The following is a 14,042-nucleotide window of genomic DNA, read 5'->3' as shown; positions in this document are numbered from 1 at the left end:
GGATGAAACTGATTATCGATACAGATCCGGGCGTCGATGACGCCCTTGCCATCGCCCTCGCCCACGCCATGCCAGAGCTGGAACTGATCGCTTTAACTGCGATTTTTGGGAACACTTTCGTCGAGCAATCCAACCGAAACGCGCGCTATCTGTTGGATCTTCTGGGCGCCGAAGGTGTGCTGGTTGCAGAGGGCGCAAAGCTACCCTACGGCGCCGACACCTACGAACCCTCCGCTTGGGTCCACGGAAAAGAGGGCTACGGCGATATCGAGGACATTCCTCAGGTTGGAGCGAACACCCCAGAAACCGCTGCCGAGCTCTTGGTCAAATTGACCGCGGACAACCCCGGCGAGGTTACGGTTTGTGCTATCGGTCCGCTGACGAACATCGCCGACGCACTTCGGCTAGACCCGACTTTCGGTCAGAACCTTCGTGAACTGGTCATCATGGGCGGCGCTTACGAATGCCCCGGCAACATCACTCCCCATGCCGAAGCAAACATCTATCATGATGCAGTTGCGGCTGAGGAGGTTTTTGCTTCAGGTATGCCAATCCGAATGGTAGGCCTTGATGCGACGATGAAAACGCTGCTGACTTCGGATGACTTTGCGGAAATGGCAGAGAGCTCTCCAAAGGCGGGCGGTTTTGTGGACCATATTTCTCAGTTCTACTTACAGTTCTATCGATCTGTTGGTGTCACCAACGGTTGCCCGATGCACGACTCCACAGCCATTCTTGCCTGCGCTTACCCCGATAAATTCGAGTGGAAAGATCACGGCGTCGCAGTCGTTCAGACGGGCGAAGAGATAGGCGACACTGTTGCTGCCGACCGACCGAACACAAAGGTAGCGCTTGACGTTGATGCGGACTGGGCCGTCACCTTCGTCAAAGACGCGATCGCAACACTGGATTAGACTTTAAGCACAATCTTCCCGATATGCGCGCTGCTTTCCATACGCGCATGCGCTGATGCTGCGTCTTCTAAGGCGAACTCTTGATCCATGACCGGCGCAACCTGACCGCTGGAGAGCAGTGGCCAAACATGCGCGCGCAACTCATCAGCAATCCGCGCTTTTGCAAGGTCCGACTGCGGGCGAAGAGTGGAGCCCGTTAGCGTGAGCCGTCGGGTCATCATCTGGACGAAATTCAGTTCAACTTTTGGCCCCTGTAGAAACGCGATTTGGACCAAACGGCCATCGTCCGCCAATGCTTTGAGATTGAGCGGTATGTAGCCACCACCGACCATATCGAGGATTAGATTTGCGCCGTCCTCCTTTCGCATGACATCAACGAAATCCTCTTCGCGGTAGTTGATCGCGCGTTCTGCTCCCAAATCAACGCAGGCTTGGCATTTCTCTGCCGAACCTGCGGTCACAAACACCCGCGCGCCAAACACCTTCGCCAATTGGATGGCCGTCGTTCCGATCCCCGAACTGCCACCATGCACCAGAAACCGTTCACCCGCCTTCAAACCGCCGCGCATGAAGACGTTAGACCAGACGGTAAAAAACGTCTCTGGCAAACACGCGGCTTCCTTGAGGCCCATGCCCTCGGGCACCGGTAGGCAATGCGCGGCAGGTGTGTTCACCCGCTCGGCGTAGCCACCACCGGGCAAGAGCGCACAAACCTGATCGCCCACCGAAAGCCCGGTGACACCTTCGCCAATCGCTTGAATGACACCGGACGCCTCGAGGCCCGGCAGATCGCTTGCCCCCTTGGGCGGATCATAGAGGCCAGCGCGCTGCAATGCATCGGGCCGGTTGACGCCAGCATAGGCAACGGCGATCTGAACCTCGCCATGCGCTGGAGGATCAATCGTTCGTGTCGTCGGGACCAAAACATCCGGACCACCCGGTTTGGAAATTTCTACAACCCGAACAGTATCGTTGCTCATTTGGTATTCCTGTTTGTTAGATTATTCGCAGGCGAAGCTCAGCGGTCGCCGCGCCACATTCCGGGGAGATCGACATTCGGCATCCGGTTCGGAGCTTTGATCATGCTTGCCATGCGCGCGAAGGTTCCGGTGATTGGTTTCAGCGTTGGGCTGTTGTTGATACCCGCTTTGAATTTCTCAAATTGCATCACATTCTCAATGCGGCGATCTATGAAGTCGCGCGTTGCGACGGCACCCTCGCTCGTATCGCCGAGCCAATACAGCACGACCGAACCATAAACGCCCGAGAGTGTTGCGCGTTTCGTATACCAATTCATGTCATCCGATGTGTCGCCTAGAGACAACCAAATACGGTCGGCGGTGCCCCAGATCAACTTGGCGCCATCGGGTGCCATATGCGGTAACGAAAACAGCGTGCTCCCCCGACGCACGGCTTCCTTGTCTTCAACAACTTGCAACCTCAACCAGATTGCATGAGCAACCTTTTCGCTATAGCGCATGTCGTTCAGGTCGGCAGTGCCCATCGCCTCTGCCATGGCGTCGTCACCGCGCTGATGGAACAAGATCGCTAAATCGACAGCTCCACGTGGGCAAAGCGTTTTTGCATGCACAGGATCGATCCCCTGTTCCGCAACAGCGGCATCAAAGGCGGAAGGAGACCATCCATCAAAAGCCACATGGGGCAAAATGGCTTCCAAAAGTTGAACTTTGATTGGATCGACGGGGAGTTGCATCGATAACCTCCTGAAGGGTTTCCACCATACTAGACAAAAGCGAGGTCGGTTGCTATACGGCGCGCTCCTGCTACTTATGCAAATCTAGATTAGAAAGGTGGTGTAAACCACATGCAGGTTAGTGTTCGTGATAACAACGTCGATCAGGCGTTGCGCGCTCTGAAGAAAAAACTTCAGCGTGAGGGTGTTTTCCGCGAAATGAAGCTCAAGCAGCATTTCGAAAAACCATCCGTACGCAAGGCGCGTGAAAAAGCCGAAGCTATACGCCGTCAGCGCAAGCTGGCGCGCAAGAAAGCGCAACGTGAGGGTTTGCTCTAAAGCAAATCTGACGTTTTACGACAGAAATGCCCCCGGTCTTGTGCACAAGGCCGGGGGTTTTTCTTTATCGTTTTGTATATTGAGTTTGACGACCCTGCCCTTCGTTTCGAACAGTCACCAGTTTGTCCCCGTCCACCAAAACGACTATGCAATCATTCGGAACGGGTTCCCCACCAAGCGTCCGATTGAAACAGGCAAACCCACGAACGAACTGCCAATTGCCCGCTAGATCTTGGCCATTGGCGCCACCGCTCAAAGTCCCATTGGCGTTGAATCGGAACCAATTGCCGTTGCTGTCTACGTATGCGTTTCCGACGACCTGAGACGCAAAGGTACCGGAGTCCGCAATCTGTTGCCATGCGGCGTGAGCAGGCAAAGCGAATATTGAAACTGCGATATAGGCTAACAAAAATCTCATAATATGCTCCAAATATATACCTGGAGCATCCAGTGAAGCCAAACTTTAGGTCAAGCTAGGTTCAGATTTTCTTTGTCTGACGCCTGCGCACAAACAAAAACCCGACGCCGATCGCGCCCGCAAGCATTGGCGCAGAAGCTGGCAATGGAATTGGCGCAATATCAAATTCAAAGACAACCGTCTGGTTGTTTGAAATACCTGCAGCTGAAAAGTCGATGCGGATTTCATTTTCAGAAACGCTGATTCCAGGCGAGTTCGCAAATGAATTCGTTACGATCGAACCCGAAAGAAAACTTGGCGCGTTATCCAAGACATCTGTGATGACGATGCCGTTGAAACCGAAATTCGGGTTAAAGTTGTAAGGACCCATTTCGAAGGTCAGCCTGTCGTCTTCGATGTCGATGGTGTAGTATCGAGCCGCAGCAGGATTGGCTGGTCCAGGGGAAATCTCCACGCCAGGGCCGACCGTGAAATCTTCAGCAAAGAATTGGTTGCCTAAGAATTCATGATAAAATGACAGCTGGGTGCCGTACAAAATAGTAGATGCGGTTGCGGATGTCGCACCGATCATCATCAAAAAGCTAAGAACAAGCAAACGAACAAAATTCATAGTCACCTCACACGTTCTCGTTAACCCCACGAGCAACCAGAGGGATATGAGTCAACTTTGACTAAAATGTGCCTAACCTTCGTCGACCGACGGGCAACTTAGAGAGAGTTTCTAGAATTTCCAAAAAATCGGAAACAGTTATGCAGTTTGTCGGCCGCAGTTGCGGAATCGGCAACAAAGAGAATCGTTCAAACAGGTAGAGCCGTCGTATTCCGCACCGTCCGCAAGGCGAATGACGACTGCATCTGAGCAACTCCGGGAAGCGTCGCGAGATATCTGCGATGGATGCGGGCGAAGTCCTCCGTATCGCCAGCCACCACCTTTAACAAGTAATCAGCGCTACCCGCCATGAGATGGCATTCTAGCACATCAGGCACCCTCGCAACGGCGCGTTCAAATGCATCCAACACCTCATCGGCCTGACCAGACAACGTGATTTCGACGAAAACAGTAGTGGGCCGCTCAACCTTTTTTGGGTCAAGAAGTGCTACATAATCTCTGATAAATCCGTCGGCTTCTAACCTTTGGACTCTTCTGTGGCATGCAGACGGGGAAAGGTTAACGGCTTCTGAGAGTTCCGCATTGGACATCCTGCCGGATTTCTGCAGCATCGTCAGGATGCGGCGATCTATGTGGTCGATTTCCATTTGACGCAATTTTATTCTAATCAAATCTCATATATTCGAAGCTATTACCAATGTTTACGCTAACCTTCAATGAATTTTCGAACCACTTGCACCCAACTCACGCCAAGATCGCGGCAATTGGAAATGGAGGAACGCAATGCGCATCGGTTGCCCTAAAGAAATCAAACCACAGGAATTCCGCGTCGGTTTGACGCCAAATGCTGCCAGAGAGGCTGTGAACCACGGTCACAGCGTTGTCGTTGAGACCAACGCGGGAACAGGTGCAGGATTCTCTGACGAAGACTACGTTCAGGCAGGCGCTTCGATACTTGGAACAGCTGCCGAAGTCTTCGAAACGGCTGAAATGATTGTCAAAGTTAAGGAACCTCAAGCAGCTGAACGCAAAATGCTACGTGAGGGTCAACTTCTGTTCACTTATCTTCACCTGGCGCCGGACCCCGAGCAAACCAAAGACCTCATCGATAGCGGCGCGACCTGTATTGCCTATGAAACGGTTACGGACGCGAATGGCGGCCTACCCCTACTCGCCCCTATGTCTGAAGTCGCGGGGCGTTTGGCACCTCAAGTCGGCGCTTGGACGTTGCAAAAGGCAAACGGTGGACGTGGTGTATTAATGGGTGGTGTACCGGGTGTCGGTCCTGCGCGTGTAGTTGTTATCGGCGGCGGTGTCGTCGGCACGCATGCAGCCAAAATCGCCGCAGGTATGGGCGCTGACGTGACTGTTTTGGATAGATCTTTACCGCGCCTTCGCTATCTTGACGATGTATTCGGTGGCCAGTTTAAGACGAGCTATGCCAATGCAGGCAACACCATTGAACTGGCACGAGAAGCCGACCTGATCATTGGCGCGGTCCTTATTCCGGGCGCTGCTGCTCCAAAACTGATCTCAAAAGCTCAGCTTTCAGAACTAAAGCCAGGTGCGGCCCTTGTTGATGTGGCGATTGACCAAGGCGGGTGCTTTGAAACGTCTCGTGCAACGACACACCAAGATCCGATCTACGATGTAGATGGCATCATGCACTACTGCGTCGCCAATATGCCTGGCGCAGTCGCGCGGACGTCAACCATTGCTCTTGGAAACGCAACCATGCCTTTCATGCTCGCATTGGCAGACAAAGGCTGGCGGCAAGCCTGCGAAGATGATCCGCATTTGCTGAACGGTCTGAATGTCCATGCCGGACAGCTCACATACTATGCCGTCGGTAAGGCCTTGGGGATCGATGTGATCTCACCAAGTTTGGCGCTTAAAAGCTAATAAAAAAAGGCCCGCATTTAGCGGGCCTTTTTATTTCGTAGGAACAGTCAGTTACTTCTTCAGCGCCGCAAGAATATCGCTCAAAAGCTCTTCTTGAGTTGGGCCCTTTGGTGCCTCTGGCGCTGGCTCTTCCTCCTTCTTCGTCTTGTTCACCGCCCTGACGAGCATGAACACAACAAAGGCGATGATAAGGAAGTTGATGACGGCCATGATAAAGCGCCCGTATGCGAATACCGCTGCACCTGCTTCTTCAGCTTCCGTGATGCTGGCATATTCGCCGTCACCCAAGACAACAAACAAACCGCTAAAGTCGACGCCGCCCATAAACAGGCTGATAATTGGATTAACCAAATCGGCAACCAAACTGCCCACGATGGCCGTAAATGCAGCGCCGATGATAATGCCAACGGCCATGTCCATGACATTCCCTTTGGCGATAAAGTCTTTAAATTCCTGGATCATATTAGTCCCCTAGTTACTCCGTTGGCTAATGATTGGCTCTTGCGGCCAAGTCATTCTGCTAACGTGTTAGCTTAGAAGACACGCATTCCAATGGGTTTTATGGGCGATGTTTTCCCCGAACCGAGCATAGGGTGATCAAATTACAACATATTTAATCAAGATTTTTGCAGTGATCCGGTGAGAACATAAGTTAAAATCTCAACAACTTGCTGAGGCGTCTTCACAACCGCCAATGCAGCCGCATCAACCTCTTTCAGCGCGTGCTGATGCTCATCTTGATGCATTACGATCAAAGATTTACCCAACGCAGCCGCATAACCCGCATCAAAAGCTGCATTCCACTGGCGATACTTCTCGCCAAAACGCACCACCACAATATCCGCATCCGCGATGCCTTTGCTCGTTCGAATAGCGTTTAGTTTGGCACCTTTATGGTCGTGCCAAAACTTCTGATCTTCCGCTCCCATGATCGCAACGCCGCAGTCATCTGACGCATCGTGATCCGTAACTGGAGAGTTAAATGACACATCAAGATGTGAGGCAGCAGAGGTTATTTGATTGCGCCAATCCGTGTGGATTTCGCCGGATAGGTACACATTCAGCATTTTTGGCCTCGTTATTGATCTAGAAAACCGGAGGCAACAATCAGATTGGCCGTCGCGGGGCTGTTCGCCATGGGTACATCATAGACCGTTGCGAGACGGGTCAAGGCTTTGACATCAACATCATGTGGATGGGGTGACAGTGGGTCAGTGAAAAAAATCAGCAAATCAATGTCACCTTCCGCAATCATACCACCAATCTGTTGATCACCGCCCAACGGACCGCTCTTCGTCGTCTTAACGGTTAAGCTCGGCACCTTTTCCATGATCCGACCACCAGTGGTGGCCGTGCAAATGATCACATGCCCAGCCAGAACCGCCTTGTGCGCCTCAACCCAGTCCGCGAGATCGTCCTTTTTGCGATCATGTGCGATCAGAGCGATGCGCTTTTGCCCGCTCATCCGCGCAGCTCACCGCCGGTTGCCTTGCGCACCTTCTCGACAATCTTTTCAGCGACCGCTGCGATGTCTTCGTCTTTCAGTGTTTTTTCGGTTGGCTGCAAACGAACTGTAATCGCGAGGGATTTCTTGCCTTCGCCCAAACTGCCTCCGATGAATTCATCAAAGACGCGAACATTCTCGATCAATGCTTTATCGGCCCCTGCCGCGGCATTGACCAACGTCGCAGCTTCCATGTCCGCATCAACCACGAAGGCGAAATCGCGTTCGACCGCTTGGAGGTCTGTCGCGTGCAACGCGCCCTTGTTGGTCGTGCGGTTCTTGGGCTGCGGGATTTCAGCGGGGTAAAGTGTGAACCCGACCGCAGGGCCCTTAACATCCATCTCGCGCAAGATTTTGGGATGGATTTCACCGAAAACGCCCAAGACCTTCTTCGGGCCAAGGCAAATTTTGCCACTCCGGCCCGGATGCCACCAATCATCTACGCCCCGCATGATCTGTACCTTGCTCGGCGCACCGATAGCACTTAGCACCGCTTCGGCATCGGCTTTCGCATCATACACGTCAACAGCGCGACTTTCACCATGAACGTCCTTCGGTCCGGTGCGGCCAATCAACAAACCCGTCACGAGGGTCTGCTGCTCGCCCGGTTCACCACCGTGGAAGGCATCGCCAACCTCAAATAGGGCCATATCGGCAAAACCGCGTGCTTGGTTCCGTGCTGCTGCTTGCAAAAGCCCAGCCAAAAGCGCCGGACGCATGTGGGACATTTCAGAACTGATCGGGTTTTCCAGCATCGTCGCATCGTCGCCGCCGCCAAACAGCGTCGCCGCGTCGTTGTCGATAAAGCTGTAGGTCACGCATTCGTTGTACCCCAATGCCGCCGCAGTCCGACGTGCAATCGACGCACGCCTCTGACCGACAGTCAGGATCGGTTTTGGCACACCAACATTGACACGCGATAATGGCTTACCTTCCAGTTTCGTCAAAGACGCCACTCGCGCGACTTCTTCGACTAGGTCAGCTTCTCCCATAACGTCTGGGCGCCATGACGGCACACTGGCCATATCGCCGTCCAGTTCAAACCCGAGCGCAGTAAGAGTTGCACGTTGTTCATCGGCCGGAATTTCCATGCCAACAAGGCTCACAACCCGATCCGTGTCGAGCTTGTAAGCGCGCGATGTATCAGGCACTTCGCCCGCTTGGATCACTTCTGACGCTTCACCACCTGCATGATCCACAATCATCCGTACCGCATGTTCCAAACCTTCAGGTGTAAAGGCAGGGTCAACACCGCGTTCAAACCGATAACGTGCATCCGAATTAATCTTAAGCGCACGCCCCGTGTAGGCGATCTGAATGGGATCCCAGTACGCGCTTTCTACAAACACATCGACGGTGTCTTCGGTGCAGCCTGTCTCCAACCCGCCCATGACACCGGCGATGCTTTCTGGACCGTTGTCGTCAGATATGACCATCTGGCCTTTCTGAAGCGTGTATTCCTTGTCATCCAACGCGACCAAAGTTTCACCGCCTTTGGCACGGTGAATCCGCAGGTTACCTGACACTTTCGCCATGTCGAAAACGTGGAGGGGACGATTTAGATCGTAAGTGAAATAGTTCGTCACATCGACGAGAAAGCTGATCGGGCGAAGGCCAATAGCTTTCAAGAGATCTTGCAACCACTGCGGCGACGGGCCGTTCTTAACCCCGCGAATGACGCGGCCACAGAAGACCGGGCAGCCATCAAGGGTATCTTCATCAATGGCGACAGAAATGGCTGATTTGAAAGCCGCCGGAACCGGATCAACACTACGATCCTTCATAACGCCGAGCCCGCGCGCCGCCAGATCACGCGCAACCCCTCGAACGCCCAATGCGTCAGGCCGGTTCGGTGTAATCGCAATCTCGATCACCGGATCAACTTTTGACGGATCGTTCGCTGCCAACCAATCGGTAAAGCTCTCGCCCACCTCACCAGACGGCAATTCGATAATCCCATCATGCTCGTCGGACAATTCCATTTCGCGTTCTGAACACATCATGCCAAAGCTCTCGACACCGCGAATCTTACCGACACCAATGGTTGTATCGATGCCGGGCACATAAGTTCCTGGCGAGGCGATGACGACCGTGATCCCTTCTCGGGCATTCGGTGCACCACAGATGATCTGAGTCGGCCCATCCTTGGTCTCAACCTGACAAACCTTTAACTTATCAGCATCTGGATGCTTCTCGGCCGATTTTACATATCCAATCGTAAAATCACGCAGCTTCTCAGCAGGGTTTTCGACGCCTTCAACCTCTAAACCAAGGTCGGTCAGAGCATAAAGGATGTAATCAACAGAGGCCTCTGTCTCAAGATGCGATTTCAGCCAAGAGAGCGTGAATTTCATGGGTCTTTGCGTCCGTAAAAATGGCGTTTTGCGCTACATAGACCAAAGCCACGAAAGGGGAAAGCAAACAGGTGAAAACTCCTCAAACCCGTCTCAATTTTGGCAAAATTGAATGCTATCTAAGGGTGTGTTTTTTGAGGTAAATGTTATGGAACTAGATGGAAGACTATACATCTTCATCGCCGCGGCCCTTCTTTTGTTGACGGGTACGTACGGTCTTTACGATGACATCATGGAAGAAAACGCTGGTCCGGAAAGGGTTATTACCCGCGCTGCCGCTGCCGCGGAATGTGACCAAAACGCGGTAGAGGTTGGTGATATGCGGCTTGGATGTCAGACCAATACTGGAAATGACGTGCGGGTTCGCCGGATCGAAACATCTTCATCAAGCGTCTTAGGTGGCGGAGCAAAGTTTGTCTCCGCGAACAGATAAACGCTAGGCCTTAGCGGCTCAAACCACCCGCCAACGTCGGTTGATCCAAAGCTGCGAAGCCATAGTGACGCAACCAGCGCAGGTCTGAGTCAAAGAAGGCGCGCAAATCTGGGATGCCGTACTTCAGCATCGCAATACGATCGATCCCCATACCGAAAGCAAAGCCTTGCCATTCGGTCGGGTCGATCCCACCTGCTTGCAAAACCTTCGGGTGGACCATGCCGGACCCAAGGATTTCGAGCCAATCGTCACCTTCGCCGACCTTCAAGGTGCCGCCTTCCCACGAACAGCGGATATCGACTTCGGCGGAAGGTTCAGTGAACGGAAAATGTGACGCCCGGAAGCGGATATCGACATTGTCGACCTCGAAGTAGGATTTCACGAACTCTTCCAAAACCCACTTCAGGTTGGCCATCGAGATGTCTTTATCGATCGCGAGCCCCTCAACCTGATGGAACATCGGTGTGTGAGTTTGGTCATAATCGGCACGATACACGCGGCCTGGGCAAATGATCCGCGTTGGCGCGCCTGTCGCTTCCATCGAACGGATCTGTACTGGTGAGGTGTGTGTCCGAAGCACGTGAGGCGGTCGATTATCGCCCTCCGCACGATGGGTATAGAACGTGTCCATCTCTGCCCGCGCCGGGTGGTGACCCGGAATGTTCAACGCATCGAAATTGTACCAATCGCTCTCGATCTGCGGGCCTTCCGCCACGCTGAACCCCATATCCGCAAAAATCGCGGTCACTTCCTCAGTCACTTGGCTGATGGGGTGAATTGTCCCCTGCCCGCGTCCGCGGCCTGGCAGAGTCACATCGAGCCATTCGTCCTTCAAACGTGCATCAAGCGCCGCATCTTCAAGCGCAGATTTCTTAGCGACAAGAGCGGAATTGATCTCGTTTTTCAACGCGTTCAAAGCTGGCCCAGCCACTTGCCGTTCTTCTGGGCTCATCTTGCCCAATTCACGCATTTTCAGACTGATCTCGCCCTTCTTGCCCAAGGCCTGAACACGCAGATCCTCAAGGCCAGCCTCATCTGATGCGTTCCCAATCAGGTCAAGATATTTCGCTTTGAGATCGTCCATCGCCTCTGCCTTTTGTGGTTTGCGATCTGCTACCATATAGGACAGGGAATTCAAGCGAGCTTAGACTGACACCGGTTTCCCGCTCCGATGGCTTTCATCGGCAGCGTCAGCCAAAACCTGCGCTTTTAAGCCGTCTTCGATCGAAGGCGCCATTGGTTTGCTATCTGTCAGACACTCCACAAAATGAGCCATCTCATTTGTGTAAGCCGCCGCATAGCGTTCCAGAAAGAACGGCTCTGTCACGGATTTTCGGTAGCCGTCGGCTGTCGCGACTTCGACTGTGTCGGTTAAGACGTTGTCCGCGCGCAGCATCCCTCTCGAGCCATGAACCTCCACTCGCTGATCATATCCATATGTCGCGCGGCGAGAGTTTGAGATTTGGCAAAGTTTCCCGCTCGCTGTTTTCAAGCTGACCATGGCCGTATCGATATCACCAGCAGCCCCAATTGCTGGATCAACAAGGCAAGACGCTTGGGCGAAAACCTCTACGGGGTCCTCGCCCAGAAGGAACCGCGCCATGTCAAGATCATGGATCATCATATCGCGGAACAAACCGCCGGAGGTTTCGATGTAGCCTATCGGCGGCGGTGAAGGATCGCGCGACTGGATTGTTACCATCTCCACCGCACCGATCACCCCGTCTTGAACCTGCCGCTGAACCTTCTGGAAATTCGGATCAAAACGCCGATTGAAAGCGGTCATGAAAGGAACGCCAGCCGATGAAACCGCTGAGATACAAGCATGAATACGTTCAACGGACAAATCAATCGGCTTCTCGCAGAAGATCGCCTTGCCGGCATCTGCCGCCTGATGGATGAGATCAAAATGTGTTGTCGTGGGCGTACCGATCACCACGGCGTCGATCGACGGATCAGCAATAACCTGTTCGGTGGTCATGGCGATGCCGCCGGACTTTGCTGCCAACGCCTCGGCGGCTTCGGGCACAAAGTCGGACACCGTCGCGACTTTTGCATTTGGCATTGTCACGAGGCTTCGCGCATGGACCTGACCGATCCGACCGGCCCCCAGCAATCCAATCTTGATCATTTAGTTCCCCTTTAGATTTGCCAGAACGGTCCGCGCCGCTGTGACAACCGGATCATGTGTTTCCTTTAGGATGGAGACGCGATCAAACCTCTTGGGATCTGCGTTCACTGCCTCTCGGAGAGCCTCACCAAAGGCCATCCGCAATTCCGTTCCAATGTTGAATTTGCAAATATTGGTCGTTTGCGCCAAACGGCGACGCTGTTCTGCTGGCACGCCGGACCCACCATGGATGACCAAAGGGATCTCTGTCACAGCTTGGATTGCCGCGATCCGCTCTTCATCCAATCCACCCGATTGATCTTGCTGTAAATGGACATTTCCAACTGAAATCGCCATCGCATCAACGCCGCTTTCCGTCGCAAACTTCGCAGCTTCTTGCGGATCGGTACCTGCCGACGCCTCCCCGTTGTCATACCCCACAAACCCAATCTCACCTTCGCAGGAGATGCCAGCCGAATGGGCCATTTCTGCAATCTGCGCCGTTTCGTCGATATTCTGGGAAAGTGGTTTGCGTGAGCCATCAAACATTAGGCTCGTGAACCCGCTTTCCAGAGCTTCTTTGCACTCCACGAGAGTATATCCGTGATCCAGATGCGCTACGACTGGAACGCTGGCAGCTTCAGCCAATTGTCGAAACATCTTTCCCAAGATCGGAAGTGGCGTGTGTTCGCGGCAACTTGGCCCTGCTTGCAAAATGACGGGGCAGTTTTCAGCTTCTGCGGCAGCGACATAGGCCCGCATTTCTTCCCATCCAAGCGTCACAAGCCCGCCAACAGCATAGCCGTTCTTGAGGGCCGGTTGCAGTACATCTTTCAGTGTCACCAATGGCATTGGGTGTCCTTTTTGGCAAAGCGGCCCTCCGCGGGGAGATTTTCGGCCAAGATGAAGAGCGTGTGGTTACTTAAACTTCGCGATCATGTCTTTGATCCCAGGGATCGTTTCCAACTGCGCCGCATGGGACGGTTGGAAGTACTGCACCAAAGATCGCTGGCTCAAACCGCCGAGGATCGTGAAATAATACATCTGATAACCGGGTAAAACCGCGCAAGGATGGTATCCGCTGTCGAGGCAAATGGTGGAGCCATCAACGATATGGTAGGCGTCACCCGCCTTTCCGTCTTCCCTTTGCAGCATTTGAACACCTGAACCGTAGTTCGGCTTGAAACGAAAATTATAGGTCTCGTCATGACGCGTTTCGTCAGGCAGCCGATCAGTATCGTGTTTATGGCTGGGGAAGCCGGACCATCCGCCTTCGCCAACAGTAAACAACTCTGAGACCAGCAAACGTCCGACTTTGCCGTGATATTTCGTACCAAGGATATGTTTGATCTTTCGATGGGTCTTGGTCTCATCAGAGCCATATTGCACCAAATCCAACTCATCATTGCGAACGGCAAATGCGTCCAACACCTTTTCATAGAGTGCACCGGCAACAAAAACTTCGGCCTCATCAGAGGTGCATACCATCTCAGCCTTGGCTGCTGTGGGCACATAAACGCCTTCAGGCTCGCCGTCCCACACGTCCTCCCCTCGACCGCCTAAAGCGTCGGCTTTGAAGCCTTCAACGTTCACATCCACCGTTCCCGTGGCAGGCACGATGCAGGTTTCATAGCGTGGCACTTCATAGGTAAATGCCTCACCCTTCGTTAGCTTCACGATGTTGAAGTAATTCAAAGGAACGGTCGTATCATCCACATCAACGATGGGTTTGTTCTGATTATCAAACGGCGGAATGTGCATAGTG

17 protein-coding genes are annotated in these 14,042 nt (G+C 53.2%); 4 read left to right on the top strand and 13 right to left on the bottom strand.

Going from position 1 to position 14,042, the window contains the following annotated elements; genetic code table 11:
• Window positions 1-2 precede the first annotated feature (2 nt).
• Complete coding sequence (locus tag BUA85_RS13540; RefSeq protein WP_072901998.1) at window positions 3-914, top strand: nucleoside hydrolase; 912 nt, start codon at window positions 3-5, stop codon at window positions 912-914.
• On the opposite strand, the gene BUA85_RS13535 is transcribed toward BUA85_RS13540, so the two are convergent.
• Window positions 911-1,894 (bottom strand): NAD(P)H-quinone oxidoreductase, encoded by a 984-nt coding sequence (locus BUA85_RS13535; RefSeq protein WP_072901996.1) that lies wholly within the window; start codon window positions 1,892-1,894, stop codon window positions 911-913. The two genes, BUA85_RS13540 and BUA85_RS13535, sit on opposite strands and share 4 nt — an antisense overlap.
• A 38-nt stretch (window positions 1,895-1,932) precedes the next feature.
• Window positions 1,933-2,628 (bottom strand): COQ9 family protein, encoded by a 696-nt coding sequence (locus BUA85_RS13530; protein ID WP_072901994.1) that lies wholly within the window; start codon window positions 2,626-2,628, stop codon window positions 1,933-1,935.
• 111 nt (window positions 2,629-2,739) lie between these two features.
• Between BUA85_RS13530 and rpsU the strand changes: the two genes are divergently transcribed.
• Entirely contained in the window at window positions 2,740-2,946 is a 207-nt protein-coding gene (gene rpsU, locus BUA85_RS13525; protein WP_072857096.1) for a 30S ribosomal protein S21, read from the top strand.
• A 64-nt stretch (window positions 2,947-3,010) separates the two neighbouring features.
• Here rpsU and BUA85_RS13520 read toward each other — a convergent pair whose 3' ends face one another.
• The 3 genes from BUA85_RS13520 to BUA85_RS13510 all read right to left on the bottom strand — a co-directional run bounded on the left by BUA85_RS13520 (window position 3,011) and on the right by BUA85_RS13510 (window position 4,621).
• A complete protein-coding gene (locus tag BUA85_RS13520) occupies window positions 3,011-3,364 on the bottom strand; it encodes a hypothetical protein (protein WP_072901992.1) in 354 nt (117 codons plus the stop codon).
• Window positions 3,365-3,425: 61 nt separating this feature from the next.
• Window positions 3,426-3,974, bottom strand: a complete 549-nt coding sequence (locus BUA85_RS13515) for a VPLPA-CTERM sorting domain-containing protein (protein WP_072901990.1) — start codon at window positions 3,972-3,974, stop codon at window positions 3,426-3,428.
• Between the two features lie 188 nt (window positions 3,975-4,162).
• Window positions 4,163-4,621 carry an Lrp/AsnC family transcriptional regulator gene (locus BUA85_RS13510; protein ID WP_072901989.1) on the bottom strand — a complete coding sequence of 153 codons (459 nt, stop codon included), beginning with the start codon at window positions 4,619-4,621 and terminating at the stop codon, window positions 4,163-4,165.
• A 136-nt stretch (window positions 4,622-4,757) separates the two neighbouring features.
• Between BUA85_RS13510 and ald the strand changes: the two genes are divergently transcribed.
• Window positions 4,758-5,876 (top strand): alanine dehydrogenase, encoded by a 1,119-nt coding sequence (ald, locus tag BUA85_RS13505; protein WP_072901987.1) that lies wholly within the window; start codon window positions 4,758-4,760, stop codon window positions 5,874-5,876.
• Window positions 5,877-5,927: 51 nt separating this feature from the next.
• On the opposite strand, the gene mscL is transcribed toward ald, so the two are convergent.
• The 4 genes from mscL to pheT all read right to left on the bottom strand — a co-directional run bounded on the left by mscL (window position 5,928) and on the right by pheT (window position 9,734).
• Window positions 5,928-6,338, bottom strand: coding sequence for a large conductance mechanosensitive channel protein MscL (gene mscL, locus BUA85_RS13500; protein WP_072901985.1), 411 nt, complete (start codon window positions 6,336-6,338; stop codon window positions 5,928-5,930).
• Window positions 6,339-6,493: 155 nt separating this feature from the next.
• Complete coding sequence (locus BUA85_RS13495) at window positions 6,494-6,943, bottom strand: YtoQ family protein (protein ID WP_072901983.1); 450 nt, start codon at window positions 6,941-6,943, stop codon at window positions 6,494-6,496.
• An 11-nt stretch (window positions 6,944-6,954) separates the two neighbouring features.
• A complete protein-coding gene (locus BUA85_RS13490; protein ID WP_072901981.1) occupies window positions 6,955-7,341 on the bottom strand; it encodes a methylglyoxal synthase in 387 nt (128 codons plus the stop codon).
• Window positions 7,338-9,734: a phenylalanine--tRNA ligase subunit beta gene (pheT, locus tag BUA85_RS13485; RefSeq protein ID WP_072901980.1), complete on the bottom strand. Its 2,397-nt coding sequence runs from the start codon at window positions 9,732-9,734 to the stop codon at window positions 7,338-7,340. The genes BUA85_RS13490 and pheT overlap by 4 nt, the downstream gene beginning before the upstream one ends.
• A gap of 148 nt (window positions 9,735-9,882) precedes the next feature.
• On the opposite strand from pheT, the gene BUA85_RS13480 reads away from it, so the two are divergent.
• Window positions 9,883-10,167, top strand: coding sequence for a hypothetical protein (locus tag BUA85_RS13480; protein ID WP_072901978.1), 285 nt, complete (start codon window positions 9,883-9,885; stop codon window positions 10,165-10,167).
• Window positions 10,168-10,177: 10 nt separating this feature from the next.
• Here BUA85_RS13480 and pheS read toward each other — a convergent pair whose 3' ends face one another.
• The 4 genes from pheS to BUA85_RS13460 all read right to left on the bottom strand — a co-directional run bounded on the left by pheS (window position 10,178) and on the right by BUA85_RS13460 (window position 14,038).
• Window positions 10,178-11,251, bottom strand: coding sequence for a phenylalanine--tRNA ligase subunit alpha (gene pheS, locus BUA85_RS13475; protein ID WP_072902227.1), 1,074 nt, complete (start codon window positions 11,249-11,251; stop codon window positions 10,178-10,180).
• A 60-nt stretch (window positions 11,252-11,311) separates the two neighbouring features.
• Complete coding sequence (iolG, locus tag BUA85_RS13470) at window positions 11,312-12,298, bottom strand: inositol 2-dehydrogenase (protein ID WP_072901977.1); 987 nt, start codon at window positions 12,296-12,298, stop codon at window positions 11,312-11,314.
• Complete coding sequence (locus BUA85_RS13465; RefSeq protein ID WP_072901975.1) at window positions 12,299-13,129, bottom strand: class II fructose-bisphosphate aldolase; 831 nt, start codon at window positions 13,127-13,129, stop codon at window positions 12,299-12,301.
• Between the two features lie 66 nt (window positions 13,130-13,195).
• Window positions 13,196-14,038, bottom strand: coding sequence for a 5-deoxy-glucuronate isomerase (locus BUA85_RS13460; protein WP_072901973.1), 843 nt, complete (start codon window positions 14,036-14,038; stop codon window positions 13,196-13,198).
• Window positions 14,039-14,042: the final 4 nt, after the last annotated feature.

It is taken from the genome of Cognatiyoonia sediminum (genome assembly GCF_900129845.1).
In the GTDB taxonomy this organism is placed as follows: domain Bacteria; phylum Pseudomonadota; class Alphaproteobacteria; order Rhodobacterales; family Rhodobacteraceae; genus Cognatiyoonia; species Cognatiyoonia sediminum.
The sequence above is the reverse complement of the archived record's forward strand: the minus strand, read 5'-3'. Positions and strand labels throughout refer to the sequence as shown.

Excerpts from the sequence above, each read along its gene's own strand:
- BUA85_RS13540 (WP_072901998.1), top strand. The coding sequence starts at position 3 with ATGAAACTGATTATCGATACAGATCCGGGCGTCGATGACGCCCTTGCC.
- BUA85_RS13535 (WP_072901996.1), bottom strand. The coding sequence starts at position 1,894 with ATGAGCAACGATACTGTTCGGGTTGTAGAAATTTCCAAACCGGGTGGT.
- BUA85_RS13530 (WP_072901994.1), bottom strand. The coding sequence starts at position 2,628 with ATGCAACTCCCCGTCGATCCAATCAAAGTTCAACTTTTGGAAGCCATT.
- rpsU (WP_072857096.1), top strand. The coding sequence starts at position 2,740 with ATGCAGGTTAGTGTTCGTGATAACAACGTCGATCAGGCGTTGCGCGCT.
- BUA85_RS13520 (WP_072901992.1), bottom strand. The coding sequence starts at position 3,364 with ATGAGATTTTTGTTAGCCTATATCGCAGTTTCAATATTCGCTTTGCCT.
- BUA85_RS13515 (WP_072901990.1), bottom strand. The coding sequence starts at position 3,974 with ATGAATTTTGTTCGTTTGCTTGTTCTTAGCTTTTTGATGATGATCGGT.
- BUA85_RS13510 (WP_072901989.1), bottom strand. The coding sequence starts at position 4,621 with ATGGAAATCGACCACATAGATCGCCGCATCCTGACGATGCTGCAGAAA.
- ald (WP_072901987.1), top strand. The coding sequence starts at position 4,758 with ATGCGCATCGGTTGCCCTAAAGAAATCAAACCACAGGAATTCCGCGTC.
- mscL (WP_072901985.1), bottom strand. The coding sequence starts at position 6,338 with ATGATCCAGGAATTTAAAGACTTTATCGCCAAAGGGAATGTCATGGAC.
- BUA85_RS13495 (WP_072901983.1), bottom strand. The coding sequence starts at position 6,943 with ATGCTGAATGTGTACCTATCCGGCGAAATCCACACGGATTGGCGCAAT.
- BUA85_RS13490 (WP_072901981.1), bottom strand. The coding sequence starts at position 7,341 with ATGAGCGGGCAAAAGCGCATCGCTCTGATCGCACATGATCGCAAAAAG.
- pheT (WP_072901980.1), bottom strand. The coding sequence starts at position 9,734 with ATGAAATTCACGCTCTCTTGGCTGAAATCGCATCTTGAGACAGAGGCC.
- BUA85_RS13480 (WP_072901978.1), top strand. The coding sequence starts at position 9,883 with ATGGAACTAGATGGAAGACTATACATCTTCATCGCCGCGGCCCTTCTT.
- pheS (WP_072902227.1), bottom strand. The coding sequence starts at position 11,251 with ATGGACGATCTCAAAGCGAAATATCTTGACCTGATTGGGAACGCATCA.
- iolG (WP_072901977.1), bottom strand. The coding sequence starts at position 12,298 with ATGATCAAGATTGGATTGCTGGGGGCCGGTCGGATCGGTCAGGTCCAT.
- BUA85_RS13465 (WP_072901975.1), bottom strand. The coding sequence starts at position 13,129 with ATGCCATTGGTGACACTGAAAGATGTACTGCAACCGGCCCTCAAGAAC.
- BUA85_RS13460 (WP_072901973.1), bottom strand. The coding sequence starts at position 14,038 with ATGCACATTCCGCCGTTTGATAATCAGAACAAACCCATCGTTGATGTG.